Source organism: Pseudomonas sp. R1-18, from assembly GCF_051132095.1.
Classification (GTDB): Bacteria; Pseudomonadota; Gammaproteobacteria; order Pseudomonadales; family Pseudomonadaceae; genus Aquipseudomonas.
This window is the reverse complement of the sequence record NZ_CP071658.1, coordinates 4311957-4332449: the sequence shown is the minus strand read 5'-3', so window position 1 is coordinate 4332449 and position 20493 is coordinate 4311957. Positions and strand designations below refer to the sequence as shown.

General features: G+C 60.7%; 18 protein-coding genes and 1 pseudogene. 10 read left to right on the top strand and 9 right to left on the bottom strand.

Features of this window, described 5'->3' with window-relative positions:
* Positions 1 to 111 precede the first annotated feature (111 nt).
* The 8 genes from cobG to J3P77_RS19750 all read left to right on the top strand — a co-directional run bounded on the left by cobG (position 112) and on the right by J3P77_RS19750 (position 7720).
* On the top strand, positions 112 to 1452 hold the full coding sequence (cobG, locus tag J3P77_RS19785; RefSeq protein ID WP_434678261.1) for a precorrin-3B synthase: 1341 nt from the start codon (positions 112 to 114) through the stop codon (positions 1450 to 1452).
* Entirely contained in the window at positions 1449 to 2075 is a 627-nt protein-coding gene (locus tag J3P77_RS19780) for a precorrin-8X methylmutase (RefSeq protein ID WP_434678260.1), read from the top strand. The genes cobG and J3P77_RS19780 overlap by 4 nt, the downstream gene beginning before the upstream one ends.
* Positions 2072 to 2806, top strand: a complete 735-nt coding sequence (locus J3P77_RS19775; RefSeq protein ID WP_434678259.1) for a precorrin-2 C(20)-methyltransferase — start codon at positions 2072 to 2074, stop codon at positions 2804 to 2806. The genes J3P77_RS19780 and J3P77_RS19775 overlap by 4 nt, the downstream gene beginning before the upstream one ends.
* Positions 2806 to 4509, top strand: a complete 1704-nt coding sequence (cobJ, locus tag J3P77_RS19770; protein ID WP_434678258.1) for a precorrin-3B C(17)-methyltransferase — start codon at positions 2806 to 2808, stop codon at positions 4507 to 4509. Before J3P77_RS19775 ends, cobJ begins: the two co-directional genes overlap by 1 nt.
* Before the next feature lie 362 nt (positions 4510 to 4871).
* Positions 4872 to 5681 (top strand): hypothetical protein, encoded by an 810-nt coding sequence (locus J3P77_RS19765; protein ID WP_434678257.1) that lies wholly within the window; start codon positions 4872 to 4874, stop codon positions 5679 to 5681.
* Positions 5682 to 5737: 56 nt separating this feature from the next.
* Entirely contained in the window at positions 5738 to 6433 is a 696-nt protein-coding gene (locus J3P77_RS19760) for a hypothetical protein (protein WP_434678256.1), read from the top strand.
* Positions 6417 to 7052, top strand: coding sequence for a hypothetical protein (locus J3P77_RS19755; RefSeq protein WP_434678255.1), 636 nt, complete (start codon positions 6417 to 6419; stop codon positions 7050 to 7052). Before J3P77_RS19760 ends, J3P77_RS19755 begins: the two co-directional genes overlap by 17 nt.
* Before the next feature lie 32 nt (positions 7053 to 7084).
* Entirely contained in the window at positions 7085 to 7720 is a 636-nt protein-coding gene (locus J3P77_RS19750) for a hypothetical protein (RefSeq protein WP_434678254.1), read from the top strand.
* Between the two features lie 27 nt (positions 7721 to 7747).
* On the opposite strand, the gene J3P77_RS19745 is transcribed toward J3P77_RS19750, so the two are convergent.
* Entirely contained in the window at positions 7748 to 8344 is a 597-nt protein-coding gene (locus tag J3P77_RS19745) for a MarC family protein (protein WP_434678253.1), read from the bottom strand.
* 530 nt (positions 8345 to 8874) lie between these two features.
* Between J3P77_RS19745 and J3P77_RS19740 the strand changes: the two genes are divergently transcribed.
* Positions 8875 to 9666: a hypothetical protein gene (locus tag J3P77_RS19740; protein WP_434678252.1), complete on the top strand. Its 792-nt coding sequence runs from the start codon at positions 8875 to 8877 to the stop codon at positions 9664 to 9666.
* A gap of 60 nt (positions 9667 to 9726) precedes the next feature.
* On the top strand, positions 9727 to 10482 hold the full coding sequence (locus J3P77_RS19735) for a hypothetical protein (RefSeq protein WP_434678251.1): 756 nt from the start codon (positions 9727 to 9729) through the stop codon (positions 10480 to 10482).
* Between the two features lie 26 nt (positions 10483 to 10508).
* Here J3P77_RS19735 and J3P77_RS19730 read toward each other — a convergent pair.
* The 8 genes and pseudogenes from J3P77_RS19730 to prmA all read right to left on the bottom strand — a co-directional run.
* Positions 10509 to 10627, bottom strand: a pseudogene (locus J3P77_RS19730) (MarC family protein); the annotation flags it as partial.
* A gap of 51 nt (positions 10628 to 10678) precedes the next feature.
* Positions 10679 to 13423 carry a response regulator gene (locus tag J3P77_RS19725; RefSeq protein ID WP_434678250.1) on the bottom strand — a complete coding sequence of 915 codons (2745 nt, stop codon included), beginning with the start codon at positions 13421 to 13423 and terminating at the stop codon, positions 10679 to 10681.
* Between the two features lie 90 nt (positions 13424 to 13513).
* The gene (gene purD / locus J3P77_RS19720; protein ID WP_434678249.1) at positions 13514 to 14809 is read right to left on the bottom strand and encodes a phosphoribosylamine--glycine ligase; all 1296 of its coding nucleotides are present in this window, start codon (positions 14807 to 14809) and stop codon (positions 13514 to 13516) included.
* A gap of 152 nt (positions 14810 to 14961) precedes the next feature.
* Positions 14962 to 16566, bottom strand: coding sequence for a bifunctional phosphoribosylaminoimidazolecarboxamide formyltransferase/IMP cyclohydrolase (gene purH / locus J3P77_RS19715; RefSeq protein WP_434678248.1), 1605 nt, complete (start codon positions 16564 to 16566; stop codon positions 14962 to 14964).
* An 83-nt stretch (positions 16567 to 16649) separates the two neighbouring features.
* Positions 16650 to 16970, bottom strand: coding sequence for a DNA-binding transcriptional regulator Fis (fis, locus tag J3P77_RS19710; RefSeq protein ID WP_434678247.1), 321 nt, complete (start codon positions 16968 to 16970; stop codon positions 16650 to 16652).
* Complete coding sequence (gene dusB / locus J3P77_RS19705) at positions 16967 to 17980, bottom strand: tRNA dihydrouridine synthase DusB (RefSeq protein WP_434678246.1); 1014 nt, start codon at positions 17978 to 17980, stop codon at positions 16967 to 16969. Before dusB ends, fis begins: the two co-directional genes overlap by 4 nt.
* Before the next feature lie 317 nt (positions 17981 to 18297).
* Entirely contained in the window at positions 18298 to 19584 is a 1287-nt protein-coding gene (locus J3P77_RS19700) for a DUF3426 domain-containing protein (RefSeq protein WP_434678245.1), read from the bottom strand.
* Between the two features lie 24 nt (positions 19585 to 19608).
* Positions 19609 to 20487: a 50S ribosomal protein L11 methyltransferase gene (gene prmA, locus J3P77_RS19695; RefSeq protein ID WP_434678244.1), complete on the bottom strand. Its 879-nt coding sequence runs from the start codon at positions 20485 to 20487 to the stop codon at positions 19609 to 19611.
* Between the last annotated feature and the right edge of the window lie 6 nt (positions 20488 to 20493).

Genomic DNA, 20493 nt, shown 5'->3' with positions numbered 1-20493 from the left:
CAGAGCGTCTTTTCATGCCTGCGGACAAAGCAGGCATAATACCGCGCCCAAGGGGCACAAGCGCCCATTGAAATTCCAGCCAGGCCACAGAAAGTCCACACCGGTGATCCTTTGAACGAGCAGAAGTCCGCTCGACCCGCCTTCGCAACGCTACGTCCCTCGGCCTGTCCGGGGTTGTTGCGTATCGTCCCGGCGCTGGACGGTGGCATTTGCCGGATCAAGCTGGCGGGCGGCATGATCAGTTCCGCGCAGGCGCTGGCTGTGGCGCAGGCGGCGCGCACTTACGCGCAGGGTGTGATCGAGGTGACCAATCGGGCCAACCTGCAGATACGCGGCATCGGTACCGATCATGACGGATTGATCCAGGCGCTCATGGACGCCGGGCTCGGCCCGGCCAATCCCGACAGCGACGACGTGCGCAATCTGCTGCTCAGCCCAACGGCCGGCCTGGACCCGCACATGCTGTTCGATGCGAGGCCGCTGGCAGCACGGATTCTCGGTTCGCTGGAAAGCCACCCGCGCTTCCATGAACTGTCCGCCAAGTTCGCGTTGTCGCTGGATGCGGGCGAAGGGCTGGTCATGCTGGAGCATCCGCACGATATCTGGCTCTCGGGCCTGAGCGTGGACGGCGAGTTATGGCTGGCGTTCGGTCTGGCCGGTTGCCCGGCCCATGATCGGCCGCTGGCCGCCGTGCCATTGGCCGAGGGCCACGCGCTGGTGATCGCGCTGCTGGAATTGTTCCTTGATCGGGCTCGTCCCGAGCACACGCGCATGCGCCATCTGCTGGCCGAGTTGTCGCGCACTGAAGTGCTCGCTCAGCTCGCCACGCGCCTGAATGTCGATTTGCGAGTTGATCAAAAAGTAACCGGCTGGCAGCGGCCAGCGGCTGCTCAGGACGGCCATCTGGGGGTTTATCCACAAGCCGGATCCGGCCTGGTGGCGGTAGGCGGTGCGGTGCCACTCGGGCGACTCGACGATGTGATGCTCGCCAATGTCGCGCGACTGGCCGCCACACTGGGTGACGGCAGCCTGCGCCTGACCCCGTGGCAAAGCCTGCTGTTGCCCAATGTGCCCGTCGCTCAGGTCCCGCAACTGCTGGCTGCATTGGAGAGCGCCGGTCTGGTCTGCAGTGCCGGGCAACCTCTGGCACGAATCACCGCGTGTACCGGAAGCGCCGGCTGCGCCAAGGGGCTTGCCGACACCAAGAGCGATGCCTTGCGGATCGCCGCTCACCTGCCTGTCGGCCAGTCGGTGCATCTGACCGGCTGTTCGCGCTCCTGCGCTGCTGCTCATGTCGCGCCAGTGACGCTGCTGGCGGTCGCGCCGGGCCGCTACGATCTTTATTTTCGCGATGCAGCACGCCCCGGTTTCGGCGTGCTGCGTGCGCGTGACCTCACTATTGAAGCAGTCGGCGCGCAGTTGGCCGCCGACTCACGGAGCAGCACTGCATGATTGATTACATCCGCGATGGTCAGGAGATTTATCGCAACTCCTTCTCGATCATTCGCGCCGAAGCGCGCCTGGACACGATCCCCGCCGACCTGGAAAAACTCGCCGTGCGCGTGATCCATGCCTGCGGCATGGTCGAGGTCATCGAGGACCTGCGCTTCTCGCCCGGTGCCGGTACCGCCGGGCGCAATGCGCTGGCAGCGGGTGCGCCGATCCTGTGCGATGCGCGGATGGTGTCCGAAGGCATCACCCGTGCCCGTCTGCCAGCCAACAATCAGATCATCTGCACGCTGCACGATGAAGGCGTGCGCGAAATGGCTCAGGAACTGGGCAACACCCGTTCCGCCGTGGCGCTTGAATTGTGGCGGCCGTATCTGAAAGGCAGCGTGGTGGTCATCGGCAACGCGCCGACCGCACTGTTCTATCTGCTTGAAATGCTCGACGCGGGCGCGCCCAAGCCCGCGCTGATTCTGGGTTTCCCGGTCGGCTTCGTCGGTGCGGCGGAATCCAAGGCGATGCTGGCGGCCGACAGCCGAGGAGTGCCGTTCGTGATCATGCAGGGCCGCCGCGGCGGCAGCGCGATGGCGGTGGCGGCGGTCAATGCGCTGGCAACGGAGATCGAATGATGCACGCACGCGGTCGATTGATTGGCCTGGGCGTCGGCCCTGGCGACCCGGAGCTGATCACCGTCAAGGCTTTGCGCCTGCTGCGCGAATCGCCGGTGGTGGCGTATTTCGTCGCCAAGGGCAAGAAAGGCAACGCCTTCGGTATCATCGAAAACCACTTGCAGGACGCCCAGACACTGATGCCGCTGGTTTATCCGGTCACTACTGAAGCGCTGCCCGCACCGCTTTCCTACGAGCAGGTAATCAGCGATTTCTATGACGAGGCAAGCCTGGATGTCGCCGCGCATCTGGACGCCGGCCGTGACGTGGCGGTGATCTGCGAAGGTGACCCGTTCTTCTACGGTTCCTATATGTACCTGCATGATCGCCTTGCCGACCGATATCAGGCCGAAGTGATTCCTGGTGTGTGCTCGATGCTTGGCGGCGCCTCGGTGCTGGGCGCGCCGTTGGTGTACCGCAATCAGAGCCTGTCGGTGCTGTCCGGCGTGCTGTCCCATGATGAACTCAAGCGCAAGCTCGCCGACGCCGATGCGGCGGTGATCATGAAGCTGGGACGCAACTTCCCGAAAGTCCGGCAGGTGCTCGGCGAGCTGGGTCTGGCGGAGCGTGCGCTGTACGTCGAGCGGGCGACCATGAGCAATCAGAAGATCGTGCCCCTTGATCAGGTCGATCCCTCGTCGTCGCCGTATTTCTCGCTGATCATCGTTCCCGGAGAGAGGTGGCAGGGCTGATGACTGACTACCTTCCGGCCATTGTCATCCTGGGCAATGGCAGCCTCGCGACCGCGCGGCGTATCCAGCAGATTTATCCCGGCGCTCTGATTCATGGACTGGCCGAACGGGTCGAAGGCGCGGACAGTGTCTACACCGAGTTTGGTGTGACGCTGCGTCAGCTGTATCAGAAGAACACGCCGATCATCGCGCTGTGCGCGGCCGGAATCGTAATCCGCACTCTGGCTCCGCTGCTCCTGGAAAAGGGCGTCGAGCCAGCCGTTCTCGCGGTCGCCGAAGATGGCAGCGCAGTGGTTCCGTTGCTCGGCGGCTTGGGTGGCGTCAATGTCATGGCCCGCGAGATTGCCGCCGGGCTGGGTATCGCGCCTGCAATCACCACCAGCGGAGAGCTGCGTTTCGGCACTTGCCTGCTCAACCCGCCGGCGGGATACGCGCTGGGTGATCTGGAACTGGGCAAGCGTTTTGTGTCAGACCTGCTTGCCGGCGAACAAGTGCGCATCGACGGCGACGCGCCGTGGCTCGCCGAGGCCCGTTTATCCGAGGATCCGCAGGCTCAGCGCACGATCCGCGTCAGCTGTGCCGAGCGTGAACCGTCGGCTACCGAACTGCTGATTTATCCACGCAGCGTGCTCGTGGCGGTAAGCGAACCGGCGCCGGATCTGGCCGAGCGCATCCGAAGCGCTTTGCGCCAGGCGCGCATCGCCGGGCAAGCCCTGGCCTGTCTGGCGGCCGGGGATACACATCTGGCCGATCCACACCTGCATCAGGCCGCTGCCGAACTGGATGTGCCGGTACGTTTCGTCAAAGCACACTCGGCCGAGGACATGGCGCGCAACGCGGTCCCGCAGCTGCTGCCGCCAATCTCCCAAGGCGACGGCATAGCGATCGCGGTTGCCAGCCAGCCGTTGGACGTGCAGCTCATCGGTCGGCCACGCGGTCGGCTGGCCGTGATCGGCCTCGGCCCGGGCGCTGCGGACCTCATGGTGCCAGCGGTCAAGGTTGAACTTGCGCGGGCCAATGACGTACTGGGCTACGAAACCTATGTACGCATGGCCGGGCCATTTCGTCCCGACCAGATCCTCCACTGCACCGACAACCGTGAGGAAATGCAGCGTGCCCGTCACGCCTTCGAGCTGGCTGCCCAAGGGCGCTCGGTCGTCGTGGTGTCCTCCGGCGATCCGGGCGTCTTCGCCATGGCTTCGGCGGTGCTCGAAGCGCTGCACGAATCCGATAACAGGGAATGGCACGCGGTCGATCTGGAAATCCTTCCGGGTGTCTCTGCATCATTGGCCACCGCCGCTCAGGCAGGCGCGCCGTTGGGGCACGACTTCTGCGTGATTTCGCTTTCGGACAACCTCAAGCCCTGGGAGGTGATCGAAAAACGTCTGGACCTCGCCGCCCAGGCCGATCTGGCGCTGGCGTTCTACAACCCGATTTCGCGTTCGCGGCCGTGGCAGCTGGGCCGCGCGCTGGAAATCGTCCGCCGGCACCGTCGCCCTGAAACTCCGGTGACGCTGGGCCGAGATATCGGCCGTCCTGGCCAGACCCTGCGCATCATTACCCTGGAACAGCTAACTCCAGAGCAGGTGGACATGCGCACCATGGTGCTGATCGGCTCATCCACCACTTGCACCTTTAGCCGACCCGCAGGCGGAGCCTGGGTGTACACACCACGCTGGTACGGCGAAAGACCTACAGGTTGACGCCCACGTCTTCTGAGAATCGATTCGTCAGGATGTGAGAAACAGCTGATGTCCCGACGTAATCGTCCGCAATAGTGTCGGATGCCCTGGCTGCACCTTCGAGAGAATTGCTACCTGGCTTACACCATTGCTTGTAGTTTATTTCTTCGCAGTAGATATGAACTTTCCAATGTCCCATGTTTACAAGGGGATCGGACTAGTCACGGTTTTTCTGCTGTGTCAAAGCACGAAGCTTGTTCCTGGTTCTTTACCCGTTCGGTGCTCGCTGGCCTGTAATTTCCTATCTCGGTTATTCCGTTAATCTGGTTTCGTCCTCAGGACAAGATCAATTAACGGATTAATGGATAGAGCAGGAAATCACCATGAATGACACTGAACGTCTCGATTATATTGCGGCCTGCGGTCTTGCTGACTGCATGCATTCACTTGCCGAACATGCGGCCCTGATGGCCGCACCCGCAGCGCCGGCCATACCCTCCGCACCTGCCACACGTGCTGGCGCCGAACCGGCCGACGCGGCCGTGATGAGCGGAAGCCTGGTGGCATTCGCGCAAGGCGTATCGCGCCAGAACAAGGACGACGTCCTGGACTCGCTTCTGTTCGCGACGCTTGCAGCCAACTACGATCCCGACCGGGAAAAGGGTAGCGAGGACTGGTATCAGCACTTCCACAAAGTGCTGGCAACGCTCGGCTGGGTGTCGACCAAGTGGAACTACAGTCGTTACCACGCCAGTCAGCAGCGCTTCACCATGGACAAGGTCGGGCTGGAGATAGTCAAGTCGGCTATCGCGGCGGCTGCGTTGCCGGGGCCCGCGTCGCTGGCCATGTTGACAGTGGCGCAGGACGCCATCACCGCCCTGAGCGCAAAGGAAGAGCCGCTGGGACTTTTCGAGCGCGAGATCAAAACGCATAGCGGCGGCAGCTTCCGCATCGCATCCTGCAATGAGTCGGAAGATGGCAGCGTGAACATGGCGATGGGCGCTGTCGCCTTCCGGTCCGCGCTGAGTGTCACTAACGTGCTGTTCTGGGAGTGGAACAACACCGACGTCGACACTTACCGAGGGGAAAACTTCATGACTCTCAATAGCAGGCTTTATTCCGGTCACCGTGAACTTGTTCGCAACCGACTGGCTGTTAACGCCAGGACAGCAATTGAAGAGTTCGAAATCTGATGGAGTTGTTTGCGGAGGCGTCGATCGCCTCCGCTTCCCGGATAAAGGAATCATCCATGACTCAACAATTGAATAGTCCGATCATTAACGCAGGGTGTCTGTTGTTCTTCGCTGAACCCGCCGATGCCGCGCGAAACGGCGATGTTATGAACTCTCTGCTGTACTGCCAACTTGCTGCTTCCAGGCGACATAAAAAACTTTTGGAATTCGTGCAATGGAAGGACACCTGGCTTGCTGCCTCCATGCGTTTCGGCTGGGTGTTGCAGCGCAGCGAGCATATAAGCGAGCCGGTTCCGCGCGACTGTAGCGAAACAGTCTGGGAGATATGCGCCCGTGTGCTGAGCGCGACCGTCGACGAAACGCTGGTGCGCGAAGCCGAGCGTCTGGTTCGTCAGCCACCGCAGGCCGAAGCACTTGATCTGCTGGCCGATCAGACGTTGCGGGTCGAGTCCGAAGTGCTCAAGCCCGGCGCGTCCACGCTGGGCTTTCAGATGGGCTTTGTCGACGCACACGGCACTCTGACCATTGCCGTGCTGCATTTCGTCACTCGCCAGCTGCTGAAGCGCGACTTCATGTTTGAGCCGCTTGAAGCGACAAGCCTGAGCGGCAACGTCGAGCTGACGGTCTATTCGATGCGCTTGGCGGATCACTTGTATGGACAGTTTCGTGAAGCCTTCGCCATAGCGCTTCTGGACAGGAGAGCCGCGCTGATCAAGCCATGGACGGAGGCGCAGAATGTCGAACAACCATGATTGCGTGCTGGTGGCCTCAAATCTGGTGTCTTTCAGCGAGGGCATGATTCCCGGCTTGCGGCAGGACCTCCTGGACTGTCTTCTGTATGCCCAGCTTGCAGCGGACGATAGCTTCTCGCCCCGGCGACAGTGGTCGGCGTGGCTGGATACTTACCGGCGTTCGATTGCCGAGAAAGGAGCGCGCAGGACCGATAACTTCGCGGGCGGCACGTTAAAAATTCATCGCTTCAGCGAGCTTGGCAGGTTGCGGTTTCCCCGCCGCGTGATGGCGGTTCCCGGGCTGGGTCAGCTTTTCGGCCAGTCCCTCGACAGCCTGATGGCCAGCGAGCAGGCAAAGGATTTCTTCGGTTCGTGGTTCAGCGCCGGTCGCTCGGAGAGCTTTCAGGTCGTGCCCTGCATCCAGACCAAAGAGGATGAAGCGACCATTCTGCTGTGTGGCATGCAGATGACCACCGGTCTCAGGCCTTCCAGGTACTTCTGGCAAGTACTGGCCGGCGAAATGGCCGTGCGTTACACCGGGGCGGCTTTCGTCTTCAGTCGTCAGGTCTTTGAACCTGTGCGCCAGACCGTCCGGGATGCTCTGGCAGCACGGGCCGCGAAAGAAATCATGCGTTTGTGATGCCGCTTTGTTATTGAAAATGGGAGATTTCCATGACTGCAAATGAAGGCAGCGCCGCTCGGCTGGGTGATATTTCAAGCGTGGTGGCGTTCGGGCCAGGGATCGCAGAGCAGGAACGAGCGGATATTCAAAATCTGTTGCTCGATGCTCAGCTGTTCGCCAGCCACGTGTATGACTTTAAAGGCCAATGGACCACTTGGATGCACTACTATCGCAACCGGCTACAGGCCAGAGGGTTGCGGCGAAAGAGCCTGGTGATGGACGACTCGTTGCTGATCAGCAGCACTGAAGACCTGATGCAGGCGACGTTCCGCATTACCGGAACGCAAGGTGGGGACCAGCTTGGTCAGCTCGTGCGACGGTCATTCGCTGCGATGGGGGTGTATGAAGCCGCCGAAGCGTATTTCCAGCAGGGTTATGATCAAGGTCGCCTCGGCAGCTTCCAGATCGTGCCTTGCGCCAGATCCGAGCCGGATCAGAGTCTACTGCTGCTCTGTGGCCTGCATCTGAACACGGATGGGTTTTCGGCGGGCGGTCGCAGGCTGCTCTTCTACTTCAAAGGCGGGAGCTATCTTTTCGACGCCAAGGCTTATGCGACCTATCGGGAAGATGTGAGCCGTTATCTTGCGACCAAGGCCAATGCGCTCATACGGGACGTTCAGATCTGAAGTCGCTGGTAAGTTGCTATCCGGCGGCTATGGCACCAGATAGCCCCGGATTCCGGTAAAGATGATCTGCGCCGCCAGTGCGCAGACGAAAAGCCCCATCAGCCGACTGACAATCTGCAGGCCCTGATCGCCCAGGATCCGCTCGATCCTGCCCGAGAGAAACAGTACAACGCCGACGGTCAAGCTCGCCAGAGCGATGCCGAGGATGGCGGTCAGCTTGTCATCCCAGTGAGGCTGGCTTACACCCATGACCAGCAGTGCGCCGATGGTGCCCGGCCCGACGGTAAGCGGAATGGTCAACGGCACGATAGTGACATCCTGCTGGACGTTGTCAGTCTGTACCGCAGACTTGCCCTGCGCCATCGCGAGCGCCGAAATGAACAGCACGCTCCCCGCCCCGATGCGAAACGCATCCGCGGTGATGCCGAAGACTTCGAAGATCACCCGCCCGAACAGGTACAGCAGTACGCTCGATACCAGCGTCGCCAGCGCCACTTTCCAGGCCAGACGCCGTTGCTCCTTGCGCGAGTGACCTCGGGTCAGGCTGATGAAGCAGGACAGCACGAAGAACGGGCTGTAAAGCACCAACATCTTCAAGTACACGCTGGACAGCACATGGAGCATGGTTCAACTCGCGAATGCAGAGGAGGGCGAGGAAGTCTATCAGGCGAGAGGGCGACCAGGCAGGGCTCACTGGATCTTGTCAGCGCTCTTGCCTTACAAGCTGTGTCGGCGCTAAGTCCGGGTCCGGCCAGAGCCTGATGCTGCTGTGCGGGCGGCATTTGAGCGTCGACGGGTATTCCGCTGGGGGACGCAGGTTGCTGTTCCACTTCAAAGGCGGCGGATACACTTTTGATAGCAACGTTTATGCGCCGCATCGTAAAGACGTCACCCGATACCTAAAGAACAAAGCAAATGCATTCATACAAAATGTCACTATTTAGCATCAGTTAGTTTATTTGTCCTCGCCCAGGGTGGAATGTAAGCAGATCCGTTGATCTGTGTATATCAAGCGCAATATCCGTCTCCCGTCGGGAGTTGTCATGAATGGAAAAACCTTATGGCGTTGCACTTGAGAAAGTAGTACTAACGTTGGGACGTGACCCAAGCAGTCACCGCTTCTACCAAAATCCAACTAATGCAAGGAATGCACAATGGAAAACCTGGACGTTTTCGAACTACCGACCCCTGAAGAATCCGATGGATATTTTCGAAACCTCCCACCGCTGCCCCAAGTTCGCAGCACGCTGATGGCCGCAACTTCTCGTAGCGGTGACCAGGGGGGCGACGATGATATCGGCAAAGTAGGCAAGAACTTCCCGTCGGTCATTGCATTTGGCGACGGGCTGAGCGCTGAAAACCGCGACGCCGTCATGCTGGGTGTCGAGTTTGCAGAAACCGTGGCCACCAGCAAGCACGATATCGATGAAGACCCTATCGCGTGGTTGAGGTCCTACGCCGAGGCTATGAGGCACGCCGGCTGGTTGACGGTTGGCGGGCATGAGTACGGTTCGTACTCGACGAAGGACAAATCCATCACCATGGATGCCATCGTCCTTGAGCTTATCAGCCTGGTGGCTGGTCCAAATGCGGCTACCGTGGCGTCCCTTATGGGCTTGGTGCTCGACAAGCTGCAGAAGAATGATCCGCTCATGAAGCTGTTCGAGAGAAATAGCAAACGCGGGACACTGGCGCGTTTCCGGATCATGCCTTGTATAGAGTCAAAAGAAGGCATCCCGGTTACTTATCTGCTTTCCATGCACTGTGACTATAGCAGGTCGTCTGGCGGGGCGCTGTTCTGGAAGTGGTCTTCGAGCCAGCTGGATATAAAGCGTCTGGCGAAAGGCGTGCAATTCAATAAATCTTCTTTCGAGCGCAACCGACAGCTGATTCTGGATCACCTCCAAGGCGAGTCCGAAGATTTCTTCGCTGGTTTGAAAAAATAGCAGTTAGACGAGTCGCCTTATTGGCGGCTCTTTTTTGTCCGCTGAACACAGGTAAGTGTAATGGATAAAATCAGAACAACATTTGTTGCTGCAGGTCATTTAGTCGCCTGTACGGAGCCGCAGCAGTCACCCATCCTGAATAATGTCGCCGATTCACTGCTATTCGCCCAAGTGACGGCGGATACAAAGACATCGAGGTTCGAGTCGCCTGCGCAATGGCTGTTCGAGCACAACAAAGCACTGCGCGCGCTTAAATGGGTAGGTAATGAATTCGAGGCCCATACCTTCGAGCTGGATGAGGCGGACACGCTGACAGTCGAATCCGTCGTCGAGCGAGCTCTCCTGGCGGCGCTTCCTGCCGGCCCAGTAGAGCAGGTTCGCCAGGCATTGAAATGCGTGAATGATTGGCCTGATCAGGATGCCCAGCAACTGTTCCGCCACACGGTACTAGCGCCATGCACGGAGAGTACGGGCACCCCGGAGGATCCTGAGGTTGAGTCCGCCATCGCACTGCTGCTCAGTGCTTTTGAGCCAAACGGAACCTTGTCCTGTTTGTGGGTGAGCCTCAGGACAACGGCGACTCTTGCCGGTAGCCTGCTTCGGCAGCCTGTCACTGGCAAGCAGATCAAGGGTGCCGTCGAGGTGCAGCTGCTGCGGCGCGAGTGGAGCGCGAAAGAGTATGAAAAGGTACGAGACAAAGTCGAGGCTTATCTGTCGGGCAGTCAAAGGGAAAGGATATTGCCGCTGAAGTGCTCGACCCCACCGGATGTCGAGCAAAAAAAAACCGGCTTGCCGTTCGACCCGACCCCGGCTTGATCGGCGTGACAGTAAGCTCCGTGGGATGGAATGAGATAGCCACGGATCCCGGTAAAAATGATCTGCGCCGCCAGGGCGCAGACGAAACGCCCATCGGACGACTGACAATCTGCAGGCCCTGATCGCCCAGGATCCGCTCGATCCAGGGCTCACTGGATCTTGTCAGCGCTCTTGCCTTACAAGCTGTGTCGGCCTGTCAGTTGCGCCGCGAGACCCAGTGTTCGACCAGTTCGCGCAGCTGCGACAGCTCGACAGGCTTCGCCATATGCCCGTCCATGCCGGCCTGACGGGCGCGATCCTTGTGTTCGCTCAGGATATGCGCAGTCAGTGCCACCACGGGGGTGCGTACGCGCTGGTTGCCTACTTCCCAGGCGCGCAGTTGCTCGGTGGCCGAAAAACCGTCGAGGATCGGCATTTCGCAGTCCATCAGCACCAGATCATAGCGCTGGGCTTTCATGGCTCGCAGAGCTTCCTCGCCGTTGCTGGCGGTGTCCGGGTTCAGGTTGAGCTTGCCAAGCATGCCGCGAATCACCTTCGTGGAGATGCTGTTGTCTTCGGCCACCAGTATGCGGAAGTCACCGGGCACGATGGGCGACGGATTGAGCGCCGGTTGCAGGTGGGACGCCGGGACGCCTTTGCTACGCTGGGTCAGCTCATCGGCCAGAGTGGTCTTGAGCGTATAGCCCGCCACCGGCTTGGCAAGAATGCGCTTGATGCCTGCATTGCGGGCAACGATCTTGCTGGGCGCGTTGCTGATGCCGGTAAGCATGATCAGCAGAATGTCGTGATTCAGGCTCGGGTCTTCCTTGATCTTCGCCGCAAGCTGCATGCCGGTCATGCCCGGCATGTTCTGGTCCAGCAACACCACATCGAAATAATCGCGCAGATGCGCCTTGGTCCTCAGCAGCGCCAACGCCTCTTTGCCGGAAGCGACGGCGCTGACGTTCAATCCCCAGGAGCTGCACTGCTGCACCAGCACCTTTCGGCAGGTATCGTTATCGTCCACCACCAGCACCCGGGCATCCTTGAGCGGGCTGTCGAGATCCAGCGTGGGTTGTTCCAGCAGCTTGGGGTCCAGCGGCAACGTCACCCAAAGCGTACTGCCCTGAGTGCTGCCGGGCTGGATACCAAACTCGCCATCCATGAGCACGATCAGCTGACGCGCGATCACCAGCCCCAGATGCCCGCCGAGTTTACTGCTGGCCAGCAAGTTCTTGCTGTGCAGCTCGGCATTGAGCAGAGCATCGCGCTCCTGCGCGGTCAGCGGGTCGCCGCTGTCCTGCACGGAAATACGCAGCCGGGGCTTGCCGGGTTTGGACGTGTCCAGCGAGGCAGCCAGAAAGATTTCGCCCTCTTCGGTTTTCTTCAGGGCGTTTTCCAGCAGGCTGAGCAGGGTCTGCCGCAAGCGTGTCGGGTCACCGCTGATGACCCGAGGCACCTGCGGTTGCACCAGACTGATCAGCTCGACGTGCTGCTGCTCGGCCTTGGCGCGGAAGATATCGAGGCTGTCCTCGATCAACGCACCGATGTCGAACTGCACGTCATCCAGCTCGATCTGCCCGGACTCCAGCTTGGTGATGTCGAGAATCTCGTTGATCAGCGTCAGCAACTCGTTGCCGGCACTGTGAATCGTCTGGACATAGTCGCGCTGCTTGACCGACAGCGGCGTGCCGAGCAGCAGCTCGGTCATGCCCAGCACGCCATTCATTGGCGTGCGGATCTCGTGGCTGATCTTGGCGAGAAACTCTGCCTTGGCGCTGATTTCCGCAGCGCTGGCGGCTTGCTCGCGGCTGATGCTGAAGTTGTCCTCGGTGATGCTGCGATGCCGTTCACTGAGCGCAATGCTCATCAACAGGCCGCTGGCGCAGAATACGCCCAGCAAGGTCAGAATCAGCAGTTGCGGCGGTACCAGACTCAACCACAGCAGGCCCGGCAGGATCACCAGATAGCCGATGTTGAAAATGATCATCGCCATGGCGAACAGACGTGCGGGTCGATAACCTTTTTGCCAATGCCAGACGGCGACGGCCAGAATGCTCACGGTGGTAAGGGCTACCAGAGAAAAACTCAGCACGTTCAACGGCAGGTTGTCGAAGGTCGCTATCAGCAGCACGCCGATCGACATCAGCAAGATATCGATCAGCAGCAGTCGATCCAGAGTTTTGGCACTGCGGTGCGTGAAGAAGCAGCGCGTGTAGATCAGGCCGGTGATGGCGGCGAGCAGCAGCGCCAGGTGAGCGCCCGGTGTCTGGGCGATCTGCAGGCCCAGGACCAGGCTTGGCAGATTGAGCAGCAGCAACGCGCTTAGCGCGAGCAAGGATTCGCAGGCGGCAAGCCACAGGTTGCTGCGCGATTTGGTATGCCAATAGCGCGTCAGGTTCTGGATGATCAACATCCCCAACGCACCGAAAAGCAACCCGTACAACAGCGGTTCGCGCTCACTGGCGGCGCTTTCGATAGCCGGTTCCAGGGTGATGCTGGGGCGCATCTTCTGCGTGGATACCAGCCTTAGGTAGATATCGAGCGCAACGGTGCTCTGCGGCACCGGAAGCAGGAAATCCCTGGAGGGCAGTCGCTGGTCACGCCGGGCAACGTCGTTGCCGGTGCGCAGATAATCCACCAGCCGTTCGCCTTCCATGATGTACATGTCGGCCGATGCCAGGTCTGGCGCAAAAATACGCAGCAGCTGTTCGTGTCGCGAGGGGTGCAGCCGGTAATGCAGCCATAACGCACCGTCGCGTTCGGCGGCGGCGATACGTGGCAATTCGACTGGGCTGAACTGATTTTCGTAACGCGCCGAGCGGACATCGCTCAGTTGCAGACTTGCGTCGCCGTCGAGCAATACCGACCAGCCGCCGCCATGCTGCGCATTGGCGGACAGCATGAACAGCAGGGCCATTAACCCGGCGGTTGAAGCTATGGCAATCCTGAGCCAGCGCACGATGAGATCCCTTCGCGAGTAAATGCCTGTTACCACTTCGCAGCCCCGGAGCCATCGGGCCCGCTCTTTTGCAGAGCGGGCGCGAAAGGGTTACTCCTGACTTTCACCGCGCTCACGGGCAATGGCGCGATAGCCGATGTCCTTGCGATAAAAACTGCCATCCCAGCTGATTTTCGCAGCCAGCGCGTAGGCGTTCTGTTGCGCCTCGCCCACAGTCTGGCCCAGCGCCGTTGCACACAGTACGCGACCGCCGCTGGTTACGACACGCCCATTCTGCAGCGCCGTGCCGGCATGGAAGACTTTGCCTTCCAGCTGTGCGGCCGCTTCAAGGCCTTCGATCGCTGCGCCTTTGGCGTAATCGCCAGGGTAACCGCCAGCCGCCAGGACGATGCCCAGGCTCGGGCGCGGGTCCCACTGGGCTTCGATCTTGTCCAGCGCCTGAGCCAGCGCCGCTTCAACGAGCAAGACGAGGCTGGATTGCAGACGCAGCATGACCGGCTGGGTTTCCGGATCGCCGAAGCGGCAGTTGAACTCGATGACTTTCGGGTTGCCTGCTTTGTCGATCATCAAACCAGCATAGAGGAAGCCGGTGTATACATTGCCTTCTTCAGCCATGCCGCGGACGGTTGGCCAGATGACCAGATCCATGACCCGCTGGTGAACGTCGGCCGTCACCACTGGAGCAGGGGAGTACGCGCCCATGCCGCCGGTGTTGGGGCCGCTGTCGCCGTCGCCGACGCGCTTGTGGTCCTGGCTGGTCGCCATCGGCAGTACGTTCTTGCCGTCGACCATGACGATGAAACTGGCTTCTTCGCCGTCGAGGAATTCTTCGATGACAACGCGCGAACCGGCTTCGCCGAACGCGTTGCCGGCCAGCATGTCACGTACCGCTTCTTCGGCTTCGGCCAGGGTCATGGCCACGATGACACCCTTGCCGGCCGCCAGGCCGTCAGCCTTGATGACGATGGGCGCGCCTTTCTCCCGCAGATAGGCCAGAGCCGGCTCGATCTCGGTGAAATTCTGGTAGTCGGCGGTTGGAATCTTGTGCCGTGCCAGGAAATCCTTGGTGAACGCCTTGGAGCCTTCGAGCTGGGCAGCGCCTGCGGTCGGGCCGAAGCAGTCCAGGCCGCGGCTGCGGAACAGGTCGACGACACCCGCTACCAGCGGGACTTCCGGGCCGACGATGGTCAGCGATACGTTCTTTTCGGCGAAGTCCGCCAGTTGTTCAAGGGCCAGTACGTCGATGGCAACGTTCTCGCACTTCGCCTCGGTGGCCGTGCCGGCATTGCCCGGTGCTACGAAAACCTTCGCAACGCGCGGGTCCTGAGCGACTTTCCAGGCCAGAGCGTGTTCACGACCGCCGCTGCCGATAATCAAAACATTCATTTCAAAAACCTCGATGACGCTAATTCTGTGGTGACGGTGCGGCTTTCATTGGTAGGAGCGGACTTGTCCGCGAAGAGGCAATTACATCCGCAGCATCAACTGGGTCTGGAATACAGTCTTCGCGGACAAGTCCGCTCCCACAACGTGTCGGATCAATGACGGAAGTGGCGCATGCCCGTGAACACCATCGCAATCCCGGCTTCGTCCGCCGCTGCGATCACTTCGTTATCACGCATCGAACCACCCGGCTGGATCACTGCAGTGATGCCAGCCTTGGCAGCATTGTCGATGCCGTCGCGGAACGGGAAGAACGCATCGGAAGCCATGACCGCGCCCTGCACCTGAAGGCCGGCGTGCTCCGCTTTGATCGCTGCGATACGCGCCGAGTTGACGCGGCTCATCTGGCCTGCGCCGATGCCGACGGTCTGACGGTTTCTGGCGTAAACGATGGCGTTGGATTTGACGTATTTGGCCACTTTCCAGGCGAAGATCAGGTCATGGATTTCCTGTTCGCTCGGCGCGCGCTGGGTGACGACTTTCAGATCGTCAGCGCCGATCATGCCGATGTCACGGCTCTGCACCAGCAGGCCGCCGTTGACACGTTTGTAATCCCACGCCGGCAGACGCTCGCCCCACTGGCCACAGGTCAGCAGGCGCACATTGGCCTTGGCGGCGACGATGGCCTGGGCTTCGGCGCTGACGCTTGGCGCGATGATGACTTCAACGAACTGACGCTCGACAATGGCCTTGGCTGTCTCTGCATCCAGCTCACGGTTGAAGGCGATGATGCCGCCGAACGCGGACTCGCTGTCGGTCGCGTAAGCCAGGTCATAGGCCTTGCGGATTCCGCCCTCGTCATCCGGGCAGACCGATACGCCGCACGGGTTGGCATGCTTGACGATCACGCAGGCCGGCTTGACGAAGCTCTTTACGCATTCCAGCGCGGCATCGGTGTCGGCCACGTTGTTGAACGAAAGCTCCTTGCCCTGCAATTGGGTCGCGGTGGCGACGCCGACTTCGGCAGGCTTGGCTTCGACGTAGAACGCCGCGCTCTGGTGCGGGTTCTCGCCGTAGCGCATTTCCTGAGCCTTGACGAACTGAGTGTTGAAGGTGCGCGGGAACTGGCTGCGGCCTTCGGTGCTCAGGGTTTCGGCTGTCTGGTCGATGCCGCCCAGGTAGTTCGCGATCATGCCGTCGTAGGCGGCGGTGTGTTCGAACGCCTTGAGCATCAGGTCGAAGCGCTGGGCGTAGGTCAGGCCGCCGGCCTTGAGGCTTTCCAGCACCTGGCCGTAGTCGCTGGCGTTGACGACGATAGCGACGTCCTTGTGATTCTTGGCCGCGGAGCGAACCATGGTCGGACCGCCGATATCGATGTTCTCGATGGCTGTCGGCAAATCACAGCCCGGTTTGGAAACCGTTGCTTCGAAAGGGTAGAGATTGACCGCGACCAGATCGATCGGCTTGATACCGTGCTCGTTCATGATGGCATCGTCGATGCCGCGACGGCCGAGGATACCGCCATGGATCTTCGGGTGCAGGGTCTTGACCCGACCGTCCATCATCTCGGCAAAACCGGTGTAGTCGGCAACTTCCACTGCCGCAACGCCGTTGTCCTTGAGCAGCTTGAACGTCCCGCCAGTGGAGAGGATCTCAACACCCAGCGCTTCAAGCTCGCGGGCGAATTCGAGGATGCCTGTCTTGTCGGAAACGCTGATCAAAGCGCGGCGGATCGGCAGGCGGGTAGTCTGGTCGGTCATCTCGATTTCCATCAAAAGCAAAAGGAATCAGCAAAAAAAAGCGACCGCTGTGCAAGTGAGGTCGCTTTTTCTGTTTTGAATGCTTAAAGCAGATCGTACTGTTTGAGTTTCTTGCGCAAGGTGCCGCGATTCAGACCCAGCAGCTCCGATGCCTTGGTCTGGTTGCCCTTGACGTAGTTCATCACGCTTTCGAGCAGCGGGGCCTCGACCTCCGACAACACCAGGTTGTAGACGTCAGTGACGGAAGCGCCTTCAAGGTGGGCGAAATAATTGTGCAGCGCCTTCTCGACGCTTCCGCGCAGGGTCTGACCCTCTTCGCTCGGCGTATTGAGGTGCTGTTTCAAATTGACGTTGTCGCTCACGGGCGTGGGTCCACTCACTAAAGTCTCGGTCATCATCGTCATGCGGCCACCTCGTTCTCATTCTGGTTATCCGGGCCCTTGCAGCCTTGGCTGAAGAACTCCCGGACGTTGGCGCACTGTGCTTCCGTATCTTCCAAACGATTGAAACGGGCGCGAAACTCCCTGGCGCCCGGCAAGGTTGCGAGATACCAACCGACATGCTTGCGTGCAATACGCACGCCCATCACATCACCGTAGAACGAGTGCAGCGCTGCCAGATGTTCGAGCAGGATGCGTTCCACTTCACTCAGCTCCAGCGCAGGCAGTATTTCGCCGGTGCGCAGGTAGTGTTCTATCTCGCGAAAAATCCATGGGCGCCCCTGGGCGGCCCGGCCTATCAATAACCCGTCGGCGCCGGTGGCCTGCAGCACATACCGGGCTTTCTCGGGTGAATCTATGTCGCCATTGGCGAACACCGGAATCGACACCGCCTGCTTGATACAGGCGATGGTGTCGTACTCGGCTTCACCGGTGTACAGATCGGCGCGGGTCCGGCCATGCACGGCCAGCGCCTGGATGCCGGCCTGCTCGGCGATCTTCGCTACGGTCAGACCGTTGCGGTTGTCGCGATCCCATCCAGTGCGGATCTTCAAGGTGACCGGCACATCGACCGCGGCCACCACGGCCTGCAGGATCTCGGTCACCAGCTGTTCGTCTTTCAAAAGCGCCGAGCCCGCGGCCTTGTTGCAGACCTTCTTGGCCGGACAGCCCATATTGATGTCGATGATCTGGGCACCCAGTTCGACATTGGCGCGTGCCGCATCCGCCAGCATCTGCGGGTCGCCGCCGGCGATCTGTACCGAGCGTGGCTCGGGATCACCTTCATGGACCATGCGCAGACGCGATTTGCGGCTGTTCCAGAGACTCATGTCGCTGGTGACCATTTCCGACACGACCAACCCTGCACCCAGCTGGCGGCACAACTGGCGGAAAGGCTGATCGGTGACGCCCGCCATAGGGGCGAGAATCAAGCCGTTCTGCAATGTGTATGGGCCGATGCGTACCGCCGACATAGCTTTACCTATCGTGGGGCCGAATCATTCGCAGGCCGCGTAAAAAACCGTTGCACACGGTCTGCAACGGTCCCGCCGTCCAGTTGCTCTCGCAACCGTCAGACCGAACCGAGAGTTTGAAAAAGGGTTGGCATGATACCCGCTCTCGATGACTGGATAAAGGCTGAATTGGATAAAATCTGAACAGCTATTTTCTTATCGCCGTATGCGTGGGCAAGGCGCGTTACAGCTGTGAACGTCAGCGATCATGCTGGCTTCAGCGTATGAAACTGCTTACGGAGGTTTCTGCCGCGCGGTTGCCGATCCCCTCGAACGGGTTATTCGGGAGATCGAAAGTACAGGCTGTAATTCACCGCCTTTGCGCCCGGATCGAGGATGTCCAACGCAATGTGGATCGGAGTTTGCGGTGGCATCTCTTCCTTGCCCGCCATTTCGCCGCTCAGGTATTCGCTGGGTTTGAACCGACGACTGGCAATCAGCTGACCGCCGGTATCGGCGAACCGTAGTTCGAGCAGCGGGAAAGGTTGAGAAAATGAAGCCCGGTTATAGATGATGGCGTCGACCACCAGCGCACCCTGAAATTCGGGGTGGCTGCGAACTACCAGATTGCTGCTTTTGAGTAGCGAGATTTCGACCTTGGACGGCACCTTGCAACCCAGCTGCGGGCAGAGCTGCTGGAACCATGGGCGGTACTGGTCCTGACGGGCCAACTGATCGAAGTGGTACCAGATGTACTGCCCGGCAAGGCCGATCAAGGCCAGCAGAATCAGCAGCCCCCAGGCCAGACGGCGACCCCAGCGCGGTTTCGGTCGCTTCCAGTCCAGCTGCAGCGGGTCATCGCTCAGGTCCAGCAGCGTCTGGTCGCGAACCGCGGGTTCGTTGCGCGCACGCTTGCCTCGAACGTCGTGCTCGGGCTCATCTTCGTCCAGGTCCTCGTCGTCGTCGCGTGCCGACCAGCGCTCCGTCTTGTCGCTTTTCTCGGCGACGATGCCCGCGCGCGGGCCGAATGGCGGTGTGGTGCGCTCGTCCTCATCCTCGTCATGGCCGGCTCCCAGCGACGGCTCGGTGCGCTGATCGTCGAGCGGGGCGTGCGCCTGCTGAGGTTCCGGCTCCGGATCGGGGATAACTTCAGCGTGCAATTCAGGAAGTTGCTCGACCTCGTCGTTATGCAGCGTGCCCACCCAGGCGGCGTCATCGGACTGCGCAGTGTCGCGGCGCGCTGTCAGGTTTGCTTCTTCGCTGCGGGCTGCTGGGAGCGAGTAGGCGTTGTGGCGTTGGCCGTCACGCTTTTCGAGGCGAGCCAGTTCTTCGTCGAGGTTCAGGTTGTCGAGGTCAAGCTCGCTCACCTGCCACGGATCTTCATCCTCGACAGGTGCCGGGCGCGCGGGTGTTGCCTGTGATGGAGTGACAAGCTGCGGCTCAGGCTGGGCGGCGATGACCGGCGGCTCGCTGGCGGTACGCTGCTCAAGCAGTTGCCGGGCAGCGTTGAAGACCTGCAGGCAGGCGCCGCAACGCACGACGCCGCGTGCCACGCTCAGTTGTGCGTGGCTGACTCTGAAACTGGTTTGGCAGTGCGGGCACTGCGTGACGAAGCTGTCGGTCATGCGGCTGTCCGGTTCAGGCGGCGGTTAACGGCGACGGCCCGTGATGCGTACCCAGCCATCACGGTTCGCAATCGGGTCAAGATCGAATGTAGCAGCATAGGCCGCGGCGACTTCTTCGCCCTGTTCGGCAAGGATGCCCGACAGGGCCAGGCGGCCACCGGGCCTGACCAGCGTTGACAGCTGCGGCGCGAGAGAAACCAGCGGGCCGGCCAGGATGTTGGCCAGCAGCACGTCGGCTTGCTCTTGCGGCAGATCTTGCGGCAGGTACAGCGGGAAGCGTTCGGCAGCGATAGCGTTGCGGCCGGCGTTATCGCGGGAGGCTTCGAGTGCCTGCACGTCGATGTCGGTGCCGACGGCCTGCTCGGCGCCCAGCAGCAGGGCAGCGATGGCGAGAATTCCCGAGCCGCAGCCGAAATCCAGCACGTTGCAGCCTTTGAGATCCTGGCCGTCCAGCCATTCCAGGCATAGCGCGGTGGTCGGATGGGTGCCGGTGCCGAATGCCAGACCCGGATCGAGCAGCAGGTTGACGGCGTCGGGTTGCGGCGCGGCGTGCCAGCTTGGCACGATCCACAGGCGCTGACCGAAACGCATCGGCTGGAAGTTGTCCATCCAGCTGCGTTCCCAGTCCTGGTCTTCGATGACCTCCGCGCTGTGCTCGGGCAGATCGGTGCCGGTCAGCAGGCGCAGGTGTGACAGCGCCAGATCGGCGTCGGTGTCGGCTTCGAAAAGGGCCAGCAGGTGGGTGTGGGCCCACAGCGGCGTGGTGTTGAGTTCCGGCTCGAAGATCGGTTGATCTTCGGCGTCCATGAACGTCACGGAAACCGCGCCGACTTCAAGGAGTGCGTCTTCGTAGGTTTCGGCTTGTTCTGGGCTGATGGCGAGGCGGACTTGCAGCCAAGGCATGGCGGA